The organism is Mycobacterium sp. SMC-21, from assembly GCF_045310825.1.
Classification (GTDB): Bacteria; Actinomycetota; Actinomycetes; order Mycobacteriales; family Mycobacteriaceae; genus Mycobacterium.
Window position 1 is genome coordinate 14,631 of the sequence record NZ_JBJIAO010000047.1, and the last position, 22,498, is coordinate 37,128.

18 protein-coding genes and 1 pseudogene are annotated in these 22,498 nt (G+C 64.8%); 10 read left to right on the forward strand and 9 right to left on the reverse strand.

Translation table 11 applies throughout. The features are described 5' to 3' along the window. The 4 genes from kdpB to ACJH6H_RS26670 are packed head-to-tail and all read right to left on the reverse strand — an operon-like array spanning position 1 to position 3,966. The gene (gene kdpB / locus ACJH6H_RS26655) at positions 1 to 2,115 is read right to left on the reverse strand and encodes a potassium-transporting ATPase subunit KdpB (protein WP_406776148.1); all 2,115 of its coding nucleotides are present in this window, start codon (positions 2,113 to 2,115) and stop codon (positions 1 to 3) included. Then, complete coding sequence (gene kdpA, locus ACJH6H_RS26660; protein ID WP_406776149.1) at positions 2,115 to 3,785, reverse strand: potassium-transporting ATPase subunit KdpA; 1,671 nt, start codon at positions 3,783 to 3,785, stop codon at positions 2,115 to 2,117. The genes kdpB and kdpA overlap by 1 nt, the downstream gene beginning before the upstream one ends. Further along, positions 3,785 to 3,874, reverse strand: a complete 90-nt coding sequence (locus tag ACJH6H_RS26665; protein WP_020099126.1) for a K+-transporting ATPase subunit F — start codon at positions 3,872 to 3,874, stop codon at positions 3,785 to 3,787. Before ACJH6H_RS26665 ends, kdpA begins: the two co-directional genes overlap by 1 nt. After that, complete coding sequence (locus tag ACJH6H_RS26670; protein ID WP_220098076.1) at positions 3,871 to 3,966, reverse strand: potassium-transporting ATPase; 96 nt, start codon at positions 3,964 to 3,966, stop codon at positions 3,871 to 3,873. The genes ACJH6H_RS26665 and ACJH6H_RS26670 overlap by 4 nt, the downstream gene beginning before the upstream one ends. 320 nt (positions 3,967 to 4,286) lie before the next feature. On the opposite strand from ACJH6H_RS26670, the gene ACJH6H_RS26675 reads away from it, so the two are divergent. The 8 genes from ACJH6H_RS26675 (at position 4,287) to ACJH6H_RS26710 (ending at position 12,467) form a co-directional block, all read left to right on the forward strand. Next, positions 4,287 to 5,933: an acyl-CoA synthetase gene (locus tag ACJH6H_RS26675; protein ID WP_406776150.1), complete on the forward strand. Its 1,647-nt coding sequence runs from the start codon at positions 4,287 to 4,289 to the stop codon at positions 5,931 to 5,933. Between the two features lie 7 nt (positions 5,934 to 5,940). Beyond that, a complete protein-coding gene (locus ACJH6H_RS26680; protein WP_406776151.1) occupies positions 5,941 to 7,260 on the forward strand; it encodes an acetyl-CoA hydrolase/transferase family protein in 1,320 nt (439 codons plus the stop codon). 25 nt (positions 7,261 to 7,285) lie between these two features. Next, on the forward strand, positions 7,286 to 7,663 hold the full coding sequence (locus ACJH6H_RS26685) for a hypothetical protein (protein WP_061006142.1): 378 nt from the start codon (positions 7,286 to 7,288) through the stop codon (positions 7,661 to 7,663). Between the two features lie 68 nt (positions 7,664 to 7,731). Next, positions 7,732 to 8,748 carry a diiron oxygenase gene (locus tag ACJH6H_RS26690; RefSeq protein ID WP_061006141.1) on the forward strand — a complete coding sequence of 339 codons (1,017 nt, stop codon included), beginning with the start codon at positions 7,732 to 7,734 and terminating at the stop codon, positions 8,746 to 8,748. 101 nt (positions 8,749 to 8,849) lie between these two features. Beyond that, on the forward strand, positions 8,850 to 9,233 hold the full coding sequence (locus ACJH6H_RS26695) for a YciI family protein (protein ID WP_212812849.1): 384 nt from the start codon (positions 8,850 to 8,852) through the stop codon (positions 9,231 to 9,233). Between the two features lie 14 nt (positions 9,234 to 9,247). After that, positions 9,248 to 10,459, forward strand: a complete 1,212-nt coding sequence (locus ACJH6H_RS26700; RefSeq protein ID WP_212812847.1) for an RNA polymerase sigma factor — start codon at positions 9,248 to 9,250, stop codon at positions 10,457 to 10,459. A gap of 194 nt (positions 10,460 to 10,653) precedes the next feature. Then, positions 10,654 to 11,415: an EAL domain-containing protein gene (locus tag ACJH6H_RS26705; protein WP_061006138.1), complete on the forward strand. Its 762-nt coding sequence runs from the start codon at positions 10,654 to 10,656 to the stop codon at positions 11,413 to 11,415. A gap of 155 nt (positions 11,416 to 11,570) precedes the next feature. Next, on the forward strand, positions 11,571 to 12,467 hold the full coding sequence (locus tag ACJH6H_RS26710) for an alpha/beta fold hydrolase (protein WP_061006137.1): 897 nt from the start codon (positions 11,571 to 11,573) through the stop codon (positions 12,465 to 12,467). A 1-nt stretch (position 12,468) separates the two neighbouring features. Here the strand turns inward: ACJH6H_RS26710 and ACJH6H_RS26715 are convergent, their stop codons facing one another. The 4 genes from ACJH6H_RS26715 to ACJH6H_RS26730 form a co-directional block, all read right to left on the reverse strand. Further along, positions 12,469 to 13,602, reverse strand: coding sequence for an MAB_1171c family putative transporter (locus ACJH6H_RS26715; protein ID WP_162563611.1), 1,134 nt, complete (start codon positions 13,600 to 13,602; stop codon positions 12,469 to 12,471). An 8-nt stretch (positions 13,603 to 13,610) separates the two neighbouring features. Continuing rightward, positions 13,611 to 14,129 (reverse strand): hypothetical protein, encoded by a 519-nt coding sequence (locus ACJH6H_RS26720; protein WP_061006135.1) that lies wholly within the window; start codon positions 14,127 to 14,129, stop codon positions 13,611 to 13,613. A 2-nt stretch (positions 14,130 to 14,131) separates the two neighbouring features. Continuing rightward, positions 14,132 to 14,620: a hypothetical protein gene (locus tag ACJH6H_RS26725; protein ID WP_061006134.1), complete on the reverse strand. Its 489-nt coding sequence runs from the start codon at positions 14,618 to 14,620 to the stop codon at positions 14,132 to 14,134. Positions 14,621 to 15,021: 401 nt separating this feature from the next. After that, the gene (locus ACJH6H_RS26730) at positions 15,022 to 18,099 is read right to left on the reverse strand and encodes an N-6 DNA methylase (RefSeq protein ID WP_208676973.1); all 3,078 of its coding nucleotides are present in this window, start codon (positions 18,097 to 18,099) and stop codon (positions 15,022 to 15,024) included. 256 nt (positions 18,100 to 18,355) lie between these two features. Between ACJH6H_RS26730 and ACJH6H_RS26735 the strand changes: the two genes are divergently transcribed. Further along, on the forward strand, positions 18,356 to 18,535 hold the full coding sequence (locus ACJH6H_RS26735; protein ID WP_406776152.1) for a hypothetical protein: 180 nt from the start codon (positions 18,356 to 18,358) through the stop codon (positions 18,533 to 18,535). Next, positions 18,532 to 20,982 carry an AAA family ATPase gene (locus ACJH6H_RS26740; RefSeq protein ID WP_406776153.1) on the forward strand — a complete coding sequence of 817 codons (2,451 nt, stop codon included), beginning with the start codon at positions 18,532 to 18,534 and terminating at the stop codon, positions 20,980 to 20,982. Before ACJH6H_RS26735 ends, ACJH6H_RS26740 begins: the two co-directional genes overlap by 4 nt. Positions 20,983 to 21,351: 369 nt before the next feature. On the opposite strand, the pseudogene ACJH6H_RS26745 reads toward ACJH6H_RS26740, so the two are convergent. Beyond that, a pseudogene (locus tag ACJH6H_RS26745) lies at positions 21,352 to 22,419 on the reverse strand (IS1380 family transposase); the annotation flags it as partial. Between the last annotated feature and the right edge of the window lie 79 nt (positions 22,420 to 22,498).

A 22,498-nucleotide genomic window follows, 5' to 3' on the forward strand; every position in this document is an offset into this window, starting at 1 on the left:
TTAAGACATCCCCGGGATGAACTGGATGAGCAGGTCGATGAGTTTGATGCCGATGAACGGGGCGATGATGCCGCCCAGGCCATAGACGTACAGGTTGCGGCTCAAGAGCTTTGACGCGCTGCTGGGTGTGTACCGCACACCCCGCAGCGACAGCGGGATCAGCGCGATGATGACGAGGGCGTTGAAGATCACCGCCGACAGGATCGCCGACTGGGGGCTGTGCAGCCGCATGATGTTCAGCAGATCCAGGCCGGGGAACAGAGCCACGAACATCGCCGGGATGATCGCGAAGTACTTCGCGATGTCGTTGGCGATGGAGAACGTGGTCAAGGCGCCGCGGGTGATGAGCAGCTGCTTGCCGATCTCGACGATCTCGATGAGCTTGGTCGGGTCCGAGTCGAGGTCGACCATGTTGCCGGCCTCTTTGGCCGCCGAGGTGCCGGTGTTCATCGCGACGCCGACGTCGGCCTGGGCCAGCGCGGGGGCATCGTTGGTGCCGTCGCCGGTCATCGCGACGAGCTTGCCGCCGGCCTGCTCCTTCTTGATCAGCGCCAACTTGTCCTCGGGTGTGGCCTCGGCCAGGAAGTCGTCGACCCCGGCCTCGTCGGCAATCGCCTTGGCGGTCAACGGGTTATCGCCGGTGATCATGACGGTGCGGATGCCCATCTTGCGCATCTCGTCGAACCGCTCGCGCATGCCCTGCTTGACGACGTCCTTGAGGTGGATGACGCCCAAGACTTCAGCGGCCTTGCCGGCCCCGTCGTCGTTGACCCGCCCGACCACCAGCGGGGTACCGCCGGCGGCGGAGATGCCGTCGACGATGTCGCCCAATTCGATGGGCACGGTGCCGCCCTGACCCCGAATCCACTCCGCGACGGAATTGGCCGCGCCCTTGCGTAGCTTCTGGCCGTCGTGCAGATCGACACCGGACATCCGGGTCAGTGCGGTGAACTCGACCCACGTGGCGTCGGTCAGCTCGCCCGGGGTACGCGCTCGCAGGCCGTGAGCCTCCTTGGCGTACACCACAATTGACCGTCCCTCCGGCGTCTCATCGGCGAGGCTGGACAGCTGCGCGGCGTCGGCGAGTTGTTCGGCGGTGACGCCGGGCACCGGGAGGAATCCCGCGGCCTGCCGGTTGCCGAGCGTGATGGTGCCGGTCTTGTCGAGCAACAGGGTGTTGACGTCACCGGCGGCTTCGACGGCGCGCCCGGACATCGCGAGCACGTTGCGCTGCACCAGCCGGTCCATGCCGGCGATGCCGATGGCCGACAGCAGAGCGCCAATTGTGGTGGGAATCAAGCAGACCAGCAGCGAGACCATCACGATGCCGGTGACGCCGAAGCCGTCGAGCGCTTCGGTGTCCGGCACGCCCGGGTTGTTGGCCTTCGAATAGATGGCCAGCGGCTGCAGCGTCGCGACGGCGAACACGAAGATGATCGTCAGCGCGGCCAGCAGGATGTTGAGCGCGATCTCGTTGGGGGTCTTCTGCCGGTTGGCGCCCTCGACCAGCGCGATCATGCGATCGACGAAGCTCTCACCCGGCTTCTGGGTGATCTGGACGACGATCCGGTCGGACAGCACCGTGGTACCGCCGGTCACAGCTGACCGGTCACCGCCGGACTCCCGGATGACGGGCGCTGATTCGCCGGTGATCGCCGATTCGTCCACGGAGGCAATGCCTTCCACGACGTCGCCGTCACCGGGGATGACCTGCCCGGCCTCGACGACGACGATGTCGCCCTGCTGCAGCAGGGGCGCGGCGATCTCCTCTTCGGTACCGGCGTTGCCCGGCGCCCACTCGACCAGCTTGCGGGCCATGGTGTCGGACTTGGTCTTTCGCAGGCTGGCGGCCTGCGCCTTGCCACGTCCCTCGGCGACCGCTTCGGCGAGGTTGGCGAAAACGACTGTGAGCCAGAGCCAGAAGACGAATAGCCAGGCGAACCAGCTGGAGTTCAGCACTGCCAGGACCGTCGACCAGACGGCGCCGACCTCGACGATGAACATCACCGGGCTGCGCCACAGGGTGCGGGGGTCCAGCTTGCGCAGGGCGTCCGGCACGGACTTCCACAGCATCTTCGGGTCGAGCAGGCCGCCCTTGACAGCGGTATCGGACATCAGTGAATTCCTTCAGCAAGGGGGCCGAGCGCCAGCGCCGGCAGGAAGGTCAGGGCGACGAGAATCAGCGTCACGCCGGCGACCATGCCGACGAACTGGGGTCGATGCGTCGGTAGCGTGCCGATGGACGGGGGAGTGCTGCCCTGCTTGGCCAGTGAACCGGCGAGAGCGAGCACCAGGATCATCGGCAGGAAGCGGCCGATCAGCATCGCCAGGCCCAGAGCCGTGTTGTACCAGACGGTGTTGACCGAGAGGCCGGCGAATGCCGAGCCGTTGTTGTTGGCTGCCGAGGTGAAGGCGTACAGCACTTCGGACAGGCCGTGCGGGCCCGAGTTCAGCATCGCCGCGCGCTCGCCGGGCAGGGCCATGGCAAAAGCGGTGCCGGTCAACACGATCAGTGGCGTCACCAGGAAATAGCTTGCCGCCAGCTTGATCTCCCGAGGGGTGATCTTCTTGCCCAGGTATTCGGGTGTCCGCCCAACCATGAGGCCGGCCACGAACACCGTGATGACCGCGAGGATCAGCATGCCGTACAGGCCCGAGCCGGTACCGCCCGGTGCGACCTCACCGAGCTGCATGTTGAACATCGTCATCAAGCCGCCCAGCGACGTGTACGAGTCGTGGAACGAGTCCACGGCACCGGTCGAGGTCAGGGTGGTGGCGGTGGCGAAGACGGCCGAATTGGCCACGCCGAAGCGCTGTTCCACGCCTTCCATCGACGCCCCGATGGCGGTCGGCACGGTGCCGTGGTGCTGGGTCTGGAACACCAGCATGAGGCTGCAGCTGATGACTGCCAGCACTGCCATCACGGCGACAATCGCGTAACCCTGCTTGCGGCTGTCCACCATGCGGCCGAACGTGCGCGGCAGCGAGAACGAGATCACCAGCAGGAGGAAGATTTCCACCCAGTTGGTCCAGGCCGTCGGGTTCTCGAACGGGTGCGCCGAGTTGGCGTTGAAGAAACCGCCACCGTTGGTGCCCAGCTCCTTGATCACTTCCTGGCTGGCCACCGGACCACCAGTGATGGTCTGCTGCGCGCCGGCCAGGGTGTCGGCGATCTGGTCGTGCAGGTGGAAGTTCTGGATGGCGCCGCCCGCGATGAGGATCAGCGCGGCAACGACGGCCAGCGGCAACAGGATTCGGATGGTGCCGCGCACCAGGTCGACCCAGAAGTTGCCCAGTTCGGCGGCGTGCCGGCGGGTGAACCCGCGCACGAGCGCGACCGCTACCGACATGCCGACGGCAGCCGACACGAAGTTCTGCACCGACAGACCGGCCATCTGCACCAGGTGGCCCTGCGTCGTCTCACCTGAGTAGGCCTGCCAGTTGGTGTTGGTGACGAAGCTGACGGCGGTGTTCCACGCCAGATCGGCCGTCATCGGGGTCGCCGGATTGTTCAGGTGCAGGGGCAGCATGCCCTGCACGAGCTGGAAGAAGAACAGGAACAGCAGCGAGACGGCGGAGAAGGCGAGCGCGCTGCGGGCGTAAGCGCCCCAGTTCTGCTCGGCCTCCGGATCGGCGCCGATTGCCTTGTAGATGAGACGTTCGGCGCGCGAATGCTTTTCGGACGTGTACACGCGGAACATGTAGTCGCCCAACGGCACGTGCACGGCGGCGAGCGCGACGATCAGGGAGAGCAGGAACACGATTCCCGCGGCGGTGGGGCTCATCAGAACCGCTCCGGAAAGAGCAATGCGGCGACCAGGAACAGTGCGATCACCAGACACAGCACCAGGCCGATGGCGTTGGCGTAGTTCACAGGCGCTCGACCGCCTTCTGGATTACGCCGAGCAGCGCGAAAATCGCGACCGTCAGCACCACGAACACCACTACAGACATGGGTTCTCCCACACGTAAACGGGTCGCCGGCCCTCGGCGACCTCGTCAGCATCGACCCGCCGGAGGGGACATCCCGCGATCTTGACGCCTTCTTTACGGCCGGCCCGGCTTCCTTTACGGAATTCCGCCCCGAGCGCCGGGCCCGAGGTGCGCGCGGTGCGACAAATGCCTGGTCATGTGATGTTTTGTACAACGAAATGGGACGGTGCCGGGACATTTACGGGCAGCGCGGCCGGTAGGAGTCGAAAGCAGGTGATGTCGCGTCAGCGCGCAACCGGCTAACGTGCCATGCGTGTGGGGCCGATCACCCCTCAAACCTCGGGAGGCATGTGGTGTTGGACGTCGTCGGTGGAGTGCAGCAGAAGCTGGGCCGCATAGCGGAATCCGCAACCGCGGTACGCAGGCTGTTGGAGACGGGATTCCTGGATCTCGCCAACCCCGGGGCCATGATCGAGACCGCGAAGAACGCGCCGATATTCGGCCCGCAGGCGACCATGGCCATCCAGGGCGGCCGCAAGTATGCGGGTCTTCCGGCGCTGGTGGACGAACGCGGCACGCTGACCTACCGGCAGGTGAACGACCAGTCCTGGGCGCTCGCGCGCGGCCTGCAGAGCCTGGGCGTGACAGAGGGCTCAGTGGTCGGACTGCTGTGCCGCGACCATCGTGGCCTGATCCTGGCCATGGTGGCGTGCGAAAAGCTCGGGGCCCGGCTGGTGCTGATGAACACCGGCTTCGCCAAGCCGCAGTTCGCGCAGGTGTGTGAGCGCGAAGGCGTCAAGGTGGTGCTGCATGACAGCGAGTTCATCGGGCTGCTCGACGCCCTGCCCGCCGACATGCCGCGCGTGTTGACCTGGGTGGACGAGGGCACTGAAATCCCCGAGGGCGCACAGACCCTCGACGCGATCGTCGCGGCCAATTCCACCGAGTCGCTGCCGGCGCCGAGCAAGGCAGGCGGCTCGGTCATCCTCACCAGCGGGACGACGGGCCTGCCGAAGGGTGCACCCCGCAGCTCGGTGTCGCCGTTGGCGACGGCGCAGATCATCGACCGAATCCCGTTCCCGCGCAAGGGCACCATGGTCATCGTCTCGCCGATTTTCCACAGCACCGGCTGGGCCACCTACACCGTCGGCGCGGCGCTGGGGAACAAGGTGGTGACGGCGCGGCGGTTCAACGCCGAGCGAACCCTGCAACTCATCGCCGAGCACAAGGCCGACATGCTCGTCGCGGTGCCGACGATGCTGCACCGGATCGTCGAACTGGGCCCCGAGGTCATCGGCAAGTACGACACCTCATCGCTGAAGACGATCCTGATCGCCGGCTCGGCGTTGAGTCCCGAACTGTCCAACCGGGTCCAGGACACCTTCGGCGACGTGCTCCACAACCTGTACGGCTCAACAGAATGTGCCATCGCCAGCGTCGCCACCCCGGCCGAACTGCGTCTCGCCCCGGGCACGGCCGGACGGGCGCCGGTGACGTGCGAGGTGGTGCTGTACGACGAGAACGACCGGCGCATCACCGGCAAGAACCGGCGGGGCCGCATCTTCGTCCGCAACGGCGCACCGTTCAGCGGTTACACCGACGGCCGGAACAAGCAGATCATCGACGGCTACATGTCCAGTGGCGACATGGGGCATTTCGACGACAATGGGCTGCTGTTCGTCGACGGTCGTGATGACGACATGATCGTCTCCGGTGGCGAGAACGTGTTCCCGCAGGAGATCGAAGAACTGCTCGCCGAACGGGACGACATCTATGACGCCGCGGTCGTCGGCGTCGATGACGTGGAATGGGGAAAGCGCTTGCGCGCCTTCATCGTTTCGCAGCCGGGTGCGACCCAGGACGCCGATGAGATCAAGGCGTTCGTCAAGAACAACCTGGCCCGGCACAAGGTGCCGCGCGACGTCGTGTTCATCGAAGAGCTGCCGCGCAACACCACCGGCAAGCTGCTCCGCCGCGTGCTGATCGAGATGGACGTCTAGGGCGGCGATGCCGACCGAACTCAGCGCCGAGCAGGCCGCTGCCCGGTTGGGGGCTGTCGACACGCTGGGCATCACCCTCGGCCCCGGCCAGCCGCCGGCGTTACTGAGGGCGCTCGGCGCGCGCCAGGACTGGTCGAATCTGCGGGTGTTCGGGGCGCTGTTGGCCGTTGGTACCGAACTGTTTTCGCGCCCGGGCGTGCACTACGTCTCCGGCTTCTTCGGGCCGATCGAACGGGCGTTGCGGGACATGGGCGCCGACATTGAGTTCGCCGCCGCGGACTTCCGCCGGTTCGCGCCACTACTGGAGCGGCAGAAGCCGCGGGTGATGACGACCGTCGCCACCCCGCCTGATGCCGACGGGTGGTGCTCGCTGTCGCTGCATGCGGGCGGGACGGTCGCCGAACTGCGCCGGGCCGGGGCAGACCCGCAGCGACTCCTCATCGTCGAGGTATCCGACTCTTACCCAACGACTTTCGGATACGGCGCGCGCCGTCATGCATTGCACGTCGACGAGATCGACATCCTCGTGCCCTCGACCGAGGCGCCGCTGGCCCTGCCCGGCGGGGACGTGCCACCGACCGAGGTCGAGCGGTCGATCGCTCGGCATGCCGTAGGCTTCATCGGTTCGGGCGCGACGCTGCAGACCGGAATCGGCGCAATTCCCAACCAGATTGCCACCTTGCTGGCCGAGGGCGACGGCAGCGGGTACGGACTGCACACCGAGATGTTCACCGACGGCTGCATGCATCTGCACCGCGCGGGCAAGATCACCAATACCGGGAAGGGGCAGTACGACGGCGTCAGCGTCACGACGTTCGCATTCGGGTCGCAGGAGCTCTATGCGTGGCTCGACGGCAACCGCGATGTCGCGTTCCTGCCCGTTGACATCGTCAACTCGCCGGAGGTGATCGCCGCGAACACGGACATGATCTCCATCAATGGCGCACTCGCAGTGGATATTCAAGGGCAGGTGATCGCCGACACCATCGACGGGGGACAGTTCAGCGGGATCGGTGGCGCCGAGGACTTCGTGGCCGGGGCGGGGCTGGAGCTGTCGGACCGCTCGCTGATCTGTCTGCCGTCGACGTTCGTCAAGGACGGCGAGCTGCGGTCGCGGATCGTGCCATGGTTCGGGCCCGGCGCGGTGATCACGACGCCGCGGCAGCAGGTCGACGTCATCGTCACCGAATACGGGGCAGCGGAACTGGAAGGCAAGACCGTCCGCGAACGCGGCGAGGCGCTGGCGGCGATCGCGCACCCGCAGTTCCGGGACGCCCTGCTGGCGGCGGCCCTACGCGCCGCGAAGGGGCGTTCGCCGGTCGGCTAGCACCAATTCGTGATTCACTGCCGCCATGACGAGCAGCGACCAGCCGTGGTGGATCTCCGCGCCTGTTGCTGACCTGGCCGCGGCGATCCTGCCGCTGTTCGGGCAGTCGTCGTTCGACAGCGATCGAGCGGCGATGACGGACGTCGTGTCATGGCTCCGGACCGGCGCCCGCGCTCCCCGTGGCACGTTCTCCGCGGGCGTCTCCACCCGCGGTGATGTGTTCCAGAACCCTGACCTGCGCGCCGTCGCGGAGGCCATGCAGTTGCTCGAACGCTCGGGCCTGCTGCTGCGGGTCCTGGTCCCGTCGAGCCACTCCAGCTTTGACGTCGGTTTGACGCGCCTGGGCTGGCACGCCGTCCAGACCGGCACGGTCCGACAGCATCTCGGCATCCGCGACCCTTGACAATCATGTGGGACCGGGGGTCCCATATAACTGGGTGGGCAACGGTGCTCGCGTGGGAGGTTGATGTCATGGCAGCTACGAAGACGATCCGCCGGTGGCGCGCCGGTATGGATGTGCGCGACGACGTCGACTACTGCGCGAATCTGGAGACGCTCTCGGCGGGCTCTGTGCGCCGGAACTTCAACCCCTACCTGGATGTTTCGTGGGATTCGCCCGAATTCCGGGTGACGGAGAACGACCCGCGCTGGGTGCTGGCCAAGAGTGACCCGATCGGTATGAGCGCGTGGTACCAGGCGCAGCCGCTGGAGAAGCAGATCGCGATCGGCATGTGGCGCCAGGCGAACGTCGCCAAGGCCGGCCAGCAGTTCGAGAGCATGCTGATCCGTGGGTTGCTCGCCTACACGTTCTGGGTGCCCAACGGCAGCCCCGAATACCGGTATTGCCTGCACGAAGCGAACGAAGAGGGCAACCACACCCTGATGTTCCAGGAGATGGTGAACCACGTCGGTGTGGACGTCCCGGGTCTGCCACGCTGGATCAAGTGGCTCAACTGGACCTTCCCGCTTTTCGCCAGCCCGACGCCGGCATTCTTCTTCATGATGGTGCTGTGCGGCGAGGAGCCCATCGACCACATGCAGAAATCCATTCTGCGCGAAGGCAGTTCGATCCATCCGATCATGGAGCGCGTCATGGCGATCCATGTCGCCGAGGAAGCGCGACACATCTCGTTCGCCCACGAGTTCCTGCGCCGGCGCGTCCCGGAGATGCGGCCGTTCAACCGCTTCGTGCTGTCGCTGTTCTATCCATTGGGCTTCCGTGTGGCGGCGTCCCTCATCGCCAAGCCGCCCCGCATCTTCTGGCGTCAGTTCGGCATCCCCAAGTCCGTGAAGAATGAGATCTTCTGGCGGTCGCCCGAATCCCGGACGATGCTGCGCGAGTTCTACGGTGACGTGCGCATGCTCGCCGAGGACACCGGCCTGATGAACCCGGTTGCGAAGGTGTTGTGGCGGATCTTCCGGATCGACGGTCCGGCGTCGCGCTACCGCAGCGAGCCGGCGCGCCAGGCCGTCGTCCCTGTGGCCTGACCGAGGCCCGTCGCCGAGATCTTTTCTCGAGCCATGTCGAAATCCGCCCCACCCGTTCGACGTGTGTGTGAAGGATTGACACACCGACGAAAGGTCAGGCAATGCGCTACATGGGTTTGGTCATCATGGATCCCAACCAGGGTCCGCCGCCGCAGGCACTGATGGACGCGATGGAGGTCTACGTCGGCAAGAACGCTGCCGACGGCATCTATCTGGACGGCGGTGGTCTGGGACAGGGCGAGAACCGCATCGGCTACCAGGTCCGCGCCGGCCAGATGAGCGCGACCGACGGGCCTTTCACCGAGGCCAAAGAGATCATCGGTGGGTTCGCGATGCTGGAGTACCGCAATCACGCCGAGGCCGTCGAGGGCGCCCGGTCCTTCACCGAACTGCACCGGGAGCACTGGCCTGAGTGGGAAGGCCGGGTCGAGATGCATCTGATCGAAGGCGCACCTGACCAGGAACCGGGTGCTTGTCCCCGGTAACTACAACCGAGGCAGTGACCGCCGCCTGGCGTGCCGAATCGGCGCGCCTCGTGGCGGCGCTGGCCCGCATGACCCGCGATATCGAACTCGCGGAGGACGTCGCACAGGACGCGCTCGTCGCGGCGCTGGAGGAGTGGCCCGAGCGCGGAATTCCGGCCAACCCGGCCGCGTGGCTGATGACGGCGGCGAAGCGCCGCGCCATCGACCACATCCGTCGCGCCGAGACGCTGCGCCGCAAGACCGAGGAGATCGGACACCGCCTGGAGGAGGTCGATATGCCCGATTTCGCCGGGCAGGTCGACTTCATCGAGGACGACGTGCTCCGACTGATGTTCCTGACGTGCCATCCGCAGCTGGCCCCGGCGTCGCGGGCGGCGTTGACGCTGAGGTTGGTGTCAGGGTTGAGCACCGCCGAGATCGCCCGTGCCTTCCTGGTGCCGGAATCGACGATGGCACAACGGATCAGCCGGGCGAAGAAGACTCTCGTCGGCGCCGACATGGAACTGCCGGTGGGGGCCGAGCGCGTGGCACGCCTCGACGATGTGCTGGCCGCCATCTACCTCACCTTCAACGAGGGATATGTGGCGACCACCGGCACGGATTGGACGCGCCCCGACCTCTGTTTCGAAGCGATCCGGCTGGCCCGCATGGTGGCCGCGATGGTGCCGGACATCCCGGATTCGCTTGGGCTGCAGGCACTTGTCGAACTCCAAGCGTCGCGGATTCCCGCCCGTGTGGACCGTGACGGCGCGCCGGTGCTGCTGGACGATCAGGACCGGGCGCGGTGGGATCACCTGCTGCGCCGCCGTGGGTTGCAGGTGCTGGCCCGCGCCGAGCAGCTCGCCGAGGCTGGTGCGCCCGTCGGGACCTACTTCTTGCAGGCGGCCATCGCTGCGTGCCATGCGCGCGCGATCAGGGTCGAGGACACCGATTGGCAGCGGATCGCGGACCTGTACGACGTCCTGGCGGTCGCCGCGCCGGGCCCCGTCGTGGAGGTGAACCGCGCCGTGGCACATGGGCGTGCCTACGGGGCAGCGGCGGGGCTGGCGGTGCTCGACGCGCTCGGGCCCGATCCGCTGCCCCGATCACCGCTGCCGCATGCGGTGCGCGGCGATCTGTTGGAGCGTCTGGACCGAGTCGCCGAGGCGTCGGCGGCGTTCACACGTGCCGCCGAACTCAGCACCAATGACGCCGAGCGCGCGTTGCTGCGCCGTCGGGCTGAATGATCCAGGACTTGCTGCGATCAACCGGAGCAAAGCACTTGTCAGCGCCGATGGGGTCGGGTGTCGCAGACCGCTCGGCCCAGTGTCGTGATTGACCATCTTGAGACGTTGGGTCAGGATTGTTTCAAGCGACGGTCCTGAGGCGGTCGCGTGCTTCGATGCGGGGCGGGGGTGAGCAAGCCATCTCTGAACTTCTCATGGACCTTCGCCAGGCGATCGACCGAGACGAACTATCCCTGGTCTATCAGCCCAAATTCGACGCGCACACGGCCGGTGTCGTCGGGGTGGAGGCGTTGTTGCGATGGCGCCATCTCGACCGCGGTCTACTGCGGCCCGCCGATTTCCTGCCGTTGGTGCGTGAGCACGGCCTGATGGAACAGGCCACCGGTCTGGTCGTCAACATGGCGCTCGACGATGCGCTGCGGTGGTACGCCGCCGGGGCGGAAGTGCCTGTGGCCGTTAACCTTTTCGCGCCGCTACTGAGCGACTTGAACCTGCCGGACCACCTGTGCCAGGCGCTGGATGACCGCGGTTTGCCGCCCTCGGCGCTCGCGGTCGAGATCACCGAAGACCTGTTCGTCGACAACATGGAAGACACCCGGACGGTGCTGACGGGCCTGCTCGACCACGGCATCAGCGTCGCGCTCGACGATTTCGGCACGGGATACTCCGCACTCACCTACCTGTCCGATCTGCCGGTCGACGAGATCAAGCTGGACCACGACTTCATCGCGCGGGTCACGGCTGACGAGCGTGCCTCGTTGGTGGTGCGCACCATCATCGACCTCGCGCACCGGCTCGGTTTCGGGATTGTCGCCGAAGGCATCGAGAGTGCCGAATCAGCCTCGCAGTTAAGGGATTTCGGGTGCGATGTGCTGCAGGGATTCTTCCTCAGCCCGCCCCTACAGGCGTCCGAAGTCCTCGGTGTGGTGAGTGCCGGCGCTCGGGCGGCGTTCTGAGTTTGCATATTTTGCGGCGCTCGACTTGACGCCAGAGAGATTTCAACGGACAGTTGATTTGTTGCTCAATCTGATAACGGTCAGTTGAGTGATGCGCAGCGTCGCGCGCGGTTACGTCCGGCAGTGCTCACTGTGTTGGGAAGGCGCCCTCACTCATGTCCACGCTCACATCCACAGCCGTTCCTGTCGAAATGACGGCCACCGAAACAGGTTTCCTCCGGCGCAATGGTCCCGATGGTGCCCGAGTCGCGTATCAGACCTGGGGGCGGCGACGTCCGGGTGCGTCATGCGGCGATGTCCTGCTCGTTCACGGATCGTTGCAGTCCTCGAAAGTATGGTCCAAGCACGGCTACGTGGCGCAGTTGGCGCAGCGCTACCGGGTCATCACCATTGATGTGCGTGGCCACGGGCGCAGCGATAAGCCCGAACACCCCGCCGGGTACGACATTCAGGCTTCGGTGCGCGACGTGTGCGCACTGCTCGACCACCTCGAGATCGCCCAGACGCATTTCCTGGGCTACTCACTGGGAGGTCGCATCGGCTTGACCATGGCGGCCGCCGCCCCGGAGCGGCTCGCGTCCCTGGTGGTCGCCGGCTCGTCGTCCCGGCCGCAATGCGGTGCGGTCAACGTGGTGATGTTCCCCGATGCCATTGCGGTGACGGAGAAGTGGGGTGTCGAGGGATTCGTGCAGGGCTGGCAGGAGCATCGCGGTACGACGATGGGCTCGGGATTTCGCGCCACGGTCGATGCCCTCGGCGCGCGGGGTCTCGTCGCCTTGATGCGGCAGTGGGATGCCGAACCCGGGGTTGCCGAGGATGTGCTGGCACAGGTGCAGACGCCGTCGCTGTTCTTCGCTGGTTCCCGAGACATGTTGCGATTGGCTGATTCCCGTCATGCCGCGGCGCTGATGCCGCGCGCCTATTTCACGCTGCTCGAGGGCGCCGATCACGGTCAGACCATTGCAATGCGTGACCGCATTCTGGACCGGGCCGAGGCATTCTTCCGGTTGGCGGAGTTCCCCGACATCGAGAAGCTCAGCGCCGTCGGTTGATTTACTGTCGCGAGATCGCCGGTGCCCTCAGCTCACGGGACACTTCGAGGAGCCAGCTGAGTTCGTTGGTCTGCTCGGTTCCCCACGGTTCGCCGGCGATCTGGCCATGCGAATGGCCGGCCGGAAGCTGCCGTGCGCGCTGATGCTGAATGGCGCTGCGGATTTGTTGCGCCGCTGAGGTTTTTGCCGGGTCATCGCATACATACGGGCGGATGGCGCTGAGCCCGTCGCGGATCTCGACGATGCGGCGGTACAGCCGATAGTCGTGGTCGCCGATCGGTGCCCGCGGCGGCGCGAGAGCGATGTGCGAATTGCCTTCGTAGAGTGCGGTCCACAGCGGCTCCAGTTGTCGGTGCCACCGGTAGATCTGCGCGCGGCGGCCTGCTGCGCGGGCCAGCTGGGAAAAGGACGGGCCCGCAAGACCTATGACGATCAGTACCTGCCCCACTGCGGCGACGAATGGTGCCAGGTGCTGCCAGGACATGCTGCGGTTGGTGAGCAGGCCGTAAATGGCCGAGTCCGCGCGCAGCAGGCAGAAGACCAGACATAGCGTGGCTCCGGCAGCGGTGAGCAGCAGACTGCGCCGTAGCCAGGCCACCTCGTGGTAGCGGGCGTACTGCAGGCAACGCACGATAATGATCACTGCGCCAAGGGCATACGTGCCCAGGTACAGCAGCATGTAGGTGACCCAGACGGGTTCGCCGCCGTGCGCGGCGTAGAAATCGACTGGGAGTTCGGCCTCTGGCGCGGCGATCCAGCAGACGATCAACGCGACGGCGGCCAGGCAGGCCAGAACGATCCACAGGCGCAATTGGCGATAGGCGCGTCGGCCGGACTCGCCCCAGAACGTGATGACTGCGAGGACGCACGCAGTCCAGGCCATCCCCCCGGTCAGGCTCAGGATAAGTCGGCAGATGTTGTGCACGCCGATCGCGTGGTCTAACCATGCCGATACGCTCGGAATGGACAGCGTGACCGCAATTCCCTTGAACAGGAACGACATCAGCAGCGCTTTGGACGCGGGCGGCCGCACGGGGGACCGGCTGATGGCCAGGGCAACCACGACGACGGCGCCCCAGATGAACGCTGCGGAAACCACATAACTGAAGGCCATGTTCTCGAGCATTTGGGCCACCGAAGACATCACGGCGTCGCCGGATGGCCCTCGAGTCTCAGCGACGCGAGAACGCGTCCCAAGTTGGCATTTGAGATCGAGACGGTTTGCGGCGCACCGCGTCTGACCCGTTGCCCCATGATGGAGGCGAGAGTTTCAGCCTCGATCTCTTGATGGTCCATGTAGTTCTCCCGGCGCAGTACTTCGGCAGGGCCGGTTTGGCCGGCGGCGGAGTGGCCGCACAGCACGTGGCTGAGTTCGTGGAGGATGATGTGCTCGCGGTGCATTGTGGTGGTGTCGCTGTCGAAGACCACGTAGTCGGTGAGACCCGTTCGCACCAACATGCCGTGCACACCGCTTCCTGACAAGCGATACGGCAGCAGCTGGATGTCACGACCGCTGATCTGGCTGGCGACCGCGCGGATGTCGTCGACGGCGGTGAGCTTGTTCAGCCCCAAATCCACGAGCTTGCGTGTGCAGTCGCGGTGTATCGCCTTGAGCTCGCGCGTCGAGCGCAGAACTGGCGATGCGCCACACGACGCGTCCATGACTACCGTTCGGCTTTCGCGGGCGCGATGGTCGGCAGGCCCTGCAGTGCGCGCACATGATCCAGCACGGCAGCAACGGTTTCCAGGCTCTCCTTGTTGAGGCCGATGGCGCGCAACGCAATCAGTTCGACGTCGTCGCGGACAGATTCATCGAGTGCGCCGAGCCGCTCGTCGAGTGAATGTGACCGCGCCGGATCGGTGATGGTCGACAACGGCACCTGAAAGAAGTCAGCCAACGCCCCGAGCAGGTCGATGCCGGGGCGCGCCCGCTTGCCGGTCCGCAGCGCGGAAAGATAAGCGCCGCCGACCTTGATTTCGGGATGGGCCTTCTTGAGGGCGGTTGCGACTTCTTCGTTGGTCCACATCCGGCCGTCGGGACGTCGATGGGCGTCGAAGAGCGCGTTGATGCGCTCAGCCAGGCTGTCACCCGCGTCGCGCGCATCGGCTGCGGCGCCGGACTGGCTGGTCGGTGGGGTCGGCGAAGTCGCCATCTCCCCAGTGAAACACCGATACCCGGTCGTCTCAACTCGTAGACGAGTGTTCTCCTTCAATTCAACGTGTGGTTGATCTTGTGACTGCGGCCGGACCGCTGCGTCCGGTCGGACTGCCGGGCGCTACCGTCATTGCGGCGCCAGTTGAGTCGGTGCCCGCCCCTATAGCCCAATTGGCAGAGGCAGCGGACTTAAAATCCTCTGAACTGGGTGTTTGTTGTGTTTGACTCATTCGGCAGCTGCTGGATGAACGACCTCGACCTGCGAATATGTTGTTGGTTGCATTGGCGGCCGATGAGGGCGAATGAAAGCACTGCGGTATCTCCTGCGGTATCTCACGGGCGGCTCTCGGCCCGCCCGCCAACAGGGCGGCGCATCGCCTCCCACTGGGACGGCAGTCGTTACAGCGAAATAGCGGCCATAGGGACCAATTCCGCCACCGCAGCGTTGATCTTGGCGGCGATACCGGCGTCTTTCAGAGCTTTATCGACCAACTTCCGCGCAGCCTGGAACGTCCGAGCCGAGGACACATCGACCTCAGCGGCGAGTTTCTCGGCCGCGGCGCCGAGCTTCGCCAACTGCAGGTGCAGATCGATGGTGTTGTCGTACTCCGGGAACGGAACTAGGAATACATACTTATCGAAGTGCCGGGCTCCGTACAAGCCCAGGGCTTGCAGCGGCTTTACTCGCTCCAACACGGTCCCCGAGTTCAGAATGGCGCAGAGGTAGCTCGCTTCTGACTCAGTCGCGACGGCCGTCCAGTAGAGGGAGAAGTCGATAATGGCCCGTGAATCCCTTACGACCGCTGCGGCGAGTCTGTTCCCGGTCTTGGTGTAGACCACTCTGACCGCTGCGGGCGGCAGCTGCGCGGACAGTTGCCCGTGGAAATCGATGCGGTCCAGCAGCGTCCCTGCGTCGGACTCGGACTTATTCTCGGCCCACGCTTTCTCAGCTTGGTCCCACCACGACTTCAGTCCCGGGTGGTCAACGACTGCCGCTTCCTCCAACACCCCGTCGTCACTGATCGCGAGTAGTGTTCGGCGCGGCTCCAGAGTGCGGAACGGAAGCGTGGTCAGGCCCAGATACGTTGGCCGAACGAACCTCGTCTCGACTGTGGCGGTGATCGCCGGCAACTGTTTCCACCGTTCGGGCTCGTAGACGCTTCGGTTCGATGACACCGAAACGCGGCCCGCGCCCGCGCCCAGTGGACCTGCCGGAGCCTCGCGTACAAACAGTGCCATCTGGGGAGCGAGCACGGCGCCCTGCCGGAACTGCGACTTGTACGGGGACTCCGGGCGCACCGCTCCGGCATCGTGCGCAGCGACGGTGCCGGAGCCGACGGTGATCTTGTCCTTCGCTTCGTCCCACGGAATGTCTGGTCGTGCAAGGTATCCCGTCCACGTTACGGTCTCAGCGTCGATCGGAGTCGCTGATGAGGACCTCTCGCCGTGGATGACGCAAGACACCATGGGGAATCCGGTGGTTGCGCGTGCGAGGTCCCAGCTGAGCCCGAATTTGACGGCGAGGTGCTCGGAGTTCCTCGTCATCCACTTGCCAGTGCGGAATCCGGTATGTGGCTTGCGCGTCAGGATGCCGTAGGGCATCACAAACGAGAACGCGCCGCCGGGGCGGAGGTACAGCTCCACAGCCCGTACGACGAACAGCGTGGACAGGTCGCGGCTGGCCGCTCCTAGGCCGCCGGTGAGCAGATTGCGCGGCTTGGCGAGCTTCTTGTAGTTCTCCTGCATTGTGGCGGTCATCTTTGCGTACGCCAGCCACGGCGGATTTCCTACGAGTACGTCGACGCGGTTGTCCGGCTCGGCGAGCCACAGGGGGCGGATGAGGTTGCGGACGTAGTAACCCCAGATGTGGTCCTTGCCCGACTTGTGCAGCGCCCGCATGGTCGCGAAGGTGGCGCTGAGAACCTCTGCCTCCTCAGCGGTCACCTTAAAGCGCTTGAGGATCGGGTCGATCAGCGTCCCGTTCCTCTTGTTCGTTGAGTCGAGCGCGTTGTCGGCCATCTCCGACACCAGGCGGTCGAACCGGCCGGCGTCACCGAGGATGCTGCGCGGGAAGACCAGATCGTCACCGAACAGGACACCGCCTCCGCCGGCGATGATGGAGTCCCCCTCGGTACTGATGGTCACCCGGTCCACGCCTCCGATGAGGTCCCGGCTCTGCTCCCACTGCATCGAGTCACCCAGATACACAGGGATCGCGATGGGACCCCTGTCATCGTCTCGGAGCCGATTCAATCCGATCGCCAGGACGTAGGTGACCCTGGCGAGGGTCACCGCGACCGGGTGAACGTCCATGCCGATCACATTCGCAGTTACCTCGTGCACCGCTGTCGCCGTTGGCGTTCCCGACTTCTCCGCGGTCTCGAGGTAGCGCCGGATGGCGTGGAACAGGAATGTCCCGGAGCCGCAGCTCGGGTCTGCCACCCGAGAGCCTAGGGGGTCGGTCACGGTCGCTTCGACGACACGGTCGGCGAGCCAGTCCGGCGTGTAGTACTCGCCCAGCCGGCGGCGCTCGGTGGGGGCGATTACCGATTCGTAGAGGATCTTCAGCACGTCGTGTTCAACCTTTGTCCAGTCGAACCGTGCGATGCGCCTGCCGAGTTCGACGACGAACTCCTGCCCGCCCTTGACTTGCACCACCCAGTCGAAAAAGTCTGCCTCGACGACGCCGTGGATTTGAGCCTGTTGAAACTCCGACCCGGATGTCAGTTGCATGGGCGACAGGCCACCGCTGGGAGATACGTCCCAGCCGACCGCGGCGTGGGCGATCAACTCAGCGGTGATCACCAGCAGTGTGTGGTTGATGAATAGGTTCGGGTCGTCGACGAAGTTCTTGCCGAACGCGGTACGCAGCAGCTTTGCCCACAGTTCTCGCTTGAGCTTCACCTCCGGGTCGTCGACGTTAGCCTCGAAAAGCGCGGCCAGAGAAGCATGGTCGAGCCGGTGGCCCGGGGAGTCGGCACCCAACCGGTCCTGGATCTCCTGCGGGGTTGGTTTGATCTGCTCCCGTGTCGCCATCACCGATTCCAGCCAGACAAGAAGCTGAGCGACGTCGGGTGCGCTGGGGTTCAGGACCAGCTCGGAGACGAAGACGAGAGCGTCGCCTTCCAGGTTGTAGAGCATCCAACCGGTGCCGTCGGTGAGAATGCCGACGTAGCGTGTGCCCAGCTCTTTGTGCCGCTGTTGAACGTAGCCGGCGAGCTGCTGTTCGTAGTCAGCGAGGTTGCCGACGGTGAGGTCCTTCTTCACCTCGATCACGACGTGCCCGGCCTCGATATCGATACGCCGTCGTGTGCCGTCAGCGACCTGGGATTCGATCTTCACAACGTCGTCCGGATCGAGTCCGAGACCGGCGGTGGTCAGCAGCATGTAGATGTCCGCCTGGGTCTCGGCCTCCGCGCGGATCGGCTTGCGGCGGGCGAGGCGGCCGACGGTTTCGTTCACGAGTTCGCTGGGCACGTGACGACCATATGCAGTGGTACCGACACCCGTGTTGATAGTCGACTCCCGGCGTGGCACACCCCGGCGCGCCTTCTTTAAGCAATGCAGACTGCCGCACAGGCGGAAGGTCTGTTGCGTCGTATCTAAACCGGCCGGCAAGCAGGGAGATCCTCCCGAGGTTTGCTGTTAGCGAACACGCTGCATGTTTGCTGAAATTGACGCTACGGTGATCGAACCGCTGGGGAGGCGGGGTGAACCGTTGGCAGGGGGTCGAGTGTCTCGAATCGAGTCTGAGGTGCTGCGCACGTTTATGCAGCGCCTGAACGAGGTCGACGAGGTGGTGCCCGCGGCGGTAGCAGCACAGCTGGGCGCGTTACTCGGTGCCGACAAGTTGCCCAAGGCTGACGTACTGGTCGCGTTGTTTGCCGAAGAGACCGGCGACCGACGCGCGTGATCCAGATCAAAGCCATTCACGTTGAAGAGTTTCGCGGCATCCGGTTGCTGGATTTGCGACTAGATGGCCAGTCGTTCGTCGTTGCCGGGCCAAATGGCTCTGGCAAGAGTGGCGTCGTCGACGCGATCGACTTCGCGCTAACAGGCTCCGTTGCTCGACTGAGCGGCGCGGGCACCGGTGGAGTCAGCTTGGCCAAACACGGCCCGCACGTGCACCAACGCGACAACCCTGCCGCCGCATCGGTGGCACTGACGATCGTGGACAGCGCGAGTGGCCAGACCGGCGTGCTGACGAGGTGCGTGAAGACTGCCGCAACCTACAAGCTGGAGCCCGACACCCCCGAACTGCATTCCGCAGTGGATTGGGCTGCCCAGCATCCCGAGCTGATTTTGTCGCGGCGCGAGGTCATCAAGTACGTGTACACCGAGCCGGGTAAGCGCGCTCAGGAAGTGCAAGCGCTGCTGAAGCTCGACCGCATCGACGAGACTCGCCGGCTCTTGCGGACCGCGATGACTAGGTCCGCCAGTGACGAAAAACAGGCGACAACCGAGGTTGGCAACGCTGAGGACGCCTTGCGCCGTCATCTCGATCTCACAACGCTGCTGGAATCGCAGGTCCTCGGCGCAGTCAATCAGCATCGTCAGGTCCTCGGGATTGCGCCGCTGGACTCGCTGCAGCCCGACACCGACTTAATCGTCGGGGCTCAGGTTGCCGGTGAGCATTCCTCCTTCAACAAAGCTTCCGCACTCCAAGATGTCAACGAGCTGAGCGCCTTCGCTACGGATCACCCAGAGTTAGATAACGCCGCCCTGGACCTGGCGCAGGCTTTGGCCGAACTGGAGGACGACCCGAGCATTCTCCACGCCCTCACCCATCGCGAGCTCATCGAGGCTGGGCTGCCCCTGGTCACCGAGGCCGCGTGCCCATTGTGCGATCAGCCATGGGAGGACGCCGAGACGCTCCGGCTGCACCTGCAGGGCAAGCTGTCGCGCTCGGAGGCGGCCAAGACGCTGGAGCGTCGGATTCTGCTTGCGGCAGCGCGGTTGAAGGGGCAGGTGCAACGGGCAGAGGCGTTGATTCGCGCCGCCCAACCCCATGCGCTGAAGGTGGGACGTAACGACGACCAAGCTGTGCTTGTCGACTGGCTAGCCGATCTGGCCGCTTTCGCCGCCGTACTGGACCATCTAACGACCATCCGTGAACAGGCGACGCGAGTCGGCGCCAACCCATTAGCCCTTCCCCCTGGGTTGACGGCCCTGCTTGCCGGGGTGCGGCAAGATATCGAGGCGCTGCCGGACCAGAGCGCCACCGCCAACGCTCGCAGTGCCCTGACAGTCGCTCATGAACGGTGGACCCGGCTGCGCCAGGCCCGGGCCACACACATCAAAGCAAGCGCAGCCCACAGCACCGCCAAGGCGGTCTACGAGATTTACAACGACGTGGCAGACACCGAGCTGACCAGGCTTTACACCACCGTGGAACACGACTTCAGTGACTATTACCGCCGCATCAACGCAGACGATGAGTCGTCGTTCAAGGCTGGTTTGGCTCCGTCGGCTGGGAAGTTGGATCTAGAAGTCGATTTCTACGGACTGGGCATGTTTCCTCCAATGGCCTATCACAGCGAGGGCCATCAAGACGGTATGGGAGTGTGCCTCTATCTGGCGCTCATCAGGCAGCTCCTGCACGACGACTTCCGCTTAGCCGTGCTGGATGACGTCGTTACCTCCGTCTACACCAATCACCGACGGCAGTTCTGCAGTCTGCTCAAGGACGTCTTCCCTGACGTTCAGTTCATCCTGACCACCCACGACGAAGTCTGGGCCAGGCAAATGCAGTCCTCAGGGCTTATCGGGGCGAAGGCCCACGCCCGATTCCACGGCTGGACCGTCGATCGCGGTCCGGTGTATGGCCAGGGCGAGGATCTCTGGACGCAGATTGACGCTGACCTCGCGGACGATGATGTGCCCGGAGCAGCTCATAAGCTCCGTCGTAACCTCGAAGCGTCGATGGCAGATATCGTTGCCGCGCTGCAGGGCAAGGTGATCTACCGACCCGATAACAATTACGAACTTGGCGCCTTATTCTCGGCGGCCAAGGGCCGCCATGGAGACCTGCTCAAGAAAGCTGGTACTTCGGCCGAGAAATGGAACAACCAAGCTGGTAAGCAACAAGTTGAAGACCTCAAGACGGCCCGCCAACAGGCGATGCTTGCTCAGGATGGAGAGAATTGGGCGATTAACGCCCTTGTCCACAATAATGATTGGGCGTCGATGTCGAAGGCTGACTTCGCTCCGGTGGTCGCGGCATGCAAGGACTTCTTGGAGCTATTCAGATGTACGAACAGCGCCTGCGGTGGGTGGCTCTACGTCAATGGTTCCCCGGGGCGGGAAGACGCTCTGCGCTGCCCATGCGGGGCGTTGAACCTAAACCTGCGGACAAAATAGTGAATAGAGCTCGTGATTAAGAATCTAATTTCGCGGCGCGACGCCAGGTAGTGATGGTCTCGACAAAACTGGTTACCGGGAGGTCGCCGTCCCGAACCACCCAATTTCATTCGCGCAGTTGGGGTTACGCCAAATTAAGATTGCACGTATCACCGTCCTCGCCGCATCCCGGAGTGAACACGTCGATCCGTTGGCGGCGTGACATACCTAAGCCTCGATCCACCGGTGAGCTGTCGGTGTGAAGTCGATTTCGATTGTGTGAGTTGGGCCCGGGGTGTGCCGTGAGGTGGGTGTGTGTGATGGCCCGATCTCGGTATCGGCTTGTTCCTGTGGGTCTTTCGTCTCGTGCGGGCGGTTGGGGTTGCTCTGTTAGGCCAGCAGTGGCCGGTTTCGGCCAAACAGACTGTGGAACAGGGTGTTCCACGCGGTTTCCCAGGGCCAGTTGCGTGGCAGGTGCAGGGTCAGGCGTCGGGCCGAGGAGGCGATGCGTGCCGGCACGCTGATCAGGGTGCGGCGGATGGTGCCGGTGCGGGCTTTGGCCAGCGCTGGTCCGGTCAGGGTGGCCGCGGCGCGGGTGAGGTTGAACGCCATCGCTGCGCACACCAGCCAGGCGGCGTTGGCGCCGAATCGCCCCGAGGGCAGATGGGCCAGAGCAGAGTCTTTGAGGTCGGCGTGGACCTGCTCGATGAGCGCGTGGCCGCGGTGGGTCTTGTCGGCGGTGACGGTATCGAGGTCGGTGGTGGTGAAGAAGGCATGGAAGCGCCAGGTGTCGAACAGGGTGGTCTGCCCCTCGCCGCTGGCGGGGTTGAGGTCGGGGATGCGCCGCACCACCAGCCTGCCGGGGATCTGCTCGCTGGTTTTGCGGGAGCTGAACGCGGTGAAGTCGATCTCGGCGACCTCGGCGCGCGAGATCCAGCGCTGGGTGTTCTCGTCGTAGATCGCGTCGGTGTACTGGATCGAGATCCAGGCGTCCTCGGGTATGGCGGCGATGGCGGCTTTGACTTTTGGGTCTAGGCGCACGGTGATCGACACGTCGGCACCACCGCGCAGAGCAGCCGCCACGGTTGGGTAGCCGTAGAACGCCGAGTCGGCTCGCAGCAGCGGCCGGGTGGCTGCCGCCGAAGAGCGCAGTCGTGTCACGGTGGCCAGCGTGTCGCCGACGATGCGGGCAGCTCCACGTGCTGATCCGCAGGCGCCTTTGCGTAGGCGTTGGCCGCAGATGATCGGTGCACCATGCTCAGTGGTGAGCGTGGCGATCAGCGCATTTAACCCACGGACCCCGGAGTATCCGTAACCAGATCCCTGTTTGGTGTAGCCGTGCACTTCGATGATGGTGTCATCGAGATCAACACACACCGGACCGTCAACACCGGCCAGCACCGGAGTGCGTTCGTGCAGACCGGCCAGCAACCGCGCCGCCACGGCGTCGAGTTGGCGGAAGGGTCTGCTGCACGATCAGGTGACAGTTTCGGTCACGCGGCCTGACTGGCCGGTGTGGTCATGATTGCTTCGAATT

Excerpts from the sequence above, each read along its gene's own strand:
- kdpB (WP_406776148.1), bottom strand. The coding sequence starts at position 2,115 with ATGTCCGATACCGCTGTCAAGGGCGGCCTGCTCGACCCGAAGATGCTG.
- kdpA (WP_406776149.1), bottom strand. The coding sequence starts at position 3,785 with ATGAGCCCCACCGCCGCGGGAATCGTGTTCCTGCTCTCCCTGATCGTC.
- ACJH6H_RS26680 (WP_406776151.1), top strand. The coding sequence starts at position 5,941 with ATGCCGACCGAACTCAGCGCCGAGCAGGCCGCTGCCCGGTTGGGGGCT.
- ACJH6H_RS26685 (WP_061006142.1), top strand. The coding sequence starts at position 7,286 with ATGACGAGCAGCGACCAGCCGTGGTGGATCTCCGCGCCTGTTGCTGAC.
- ACJH6H_RS26690 (WP_061006141.1), top strand. The coding sequence starts at position 7,732 with ATGGCAGCTACGAAGACGATCCGCCGGTGGCGCGCCGGTATGGATGTG.
- ACJH6H_RS26695 (WP_212812849.1), top strand. The coding sequence starts at position 8,850 with ATGCGCTACATGGGTTTGGTCATCATGGATCCCAACCAGGGTCCGCCG.
- ACJH6H_RS26705 (WP_061006138.1), top strand. The coding sequence starts at position 10,654 with ATGGACCTTCGCCAGGCGATCGACCGAGACGAACTATCCCTGGTCTAT.
- ACJH6H_RS26710 (WP_061006137.1), top strand. The coding sequence starts at position 11,571 with ATGTCCACGCTCACATCCACAGCCGTTCCTGTCGAAATGACGGCCACC.
- ACJH6H_RS26720 (WP_061006135.1), bottom strand. The coding sequence starts at position 14,129 with ATGGACGCGTCGTGTGGCGCATCGCCAGTTCTGCGCTCGACGCGCGAG.
- ACJH6H_RS26725 (WP_061006134.1), bottom strand. The coding sequence starts at position 14,620 with ATGGCGACTTCGCCGACCCCACCGACCAGCCAGTCCGGCGCCGCAGCC.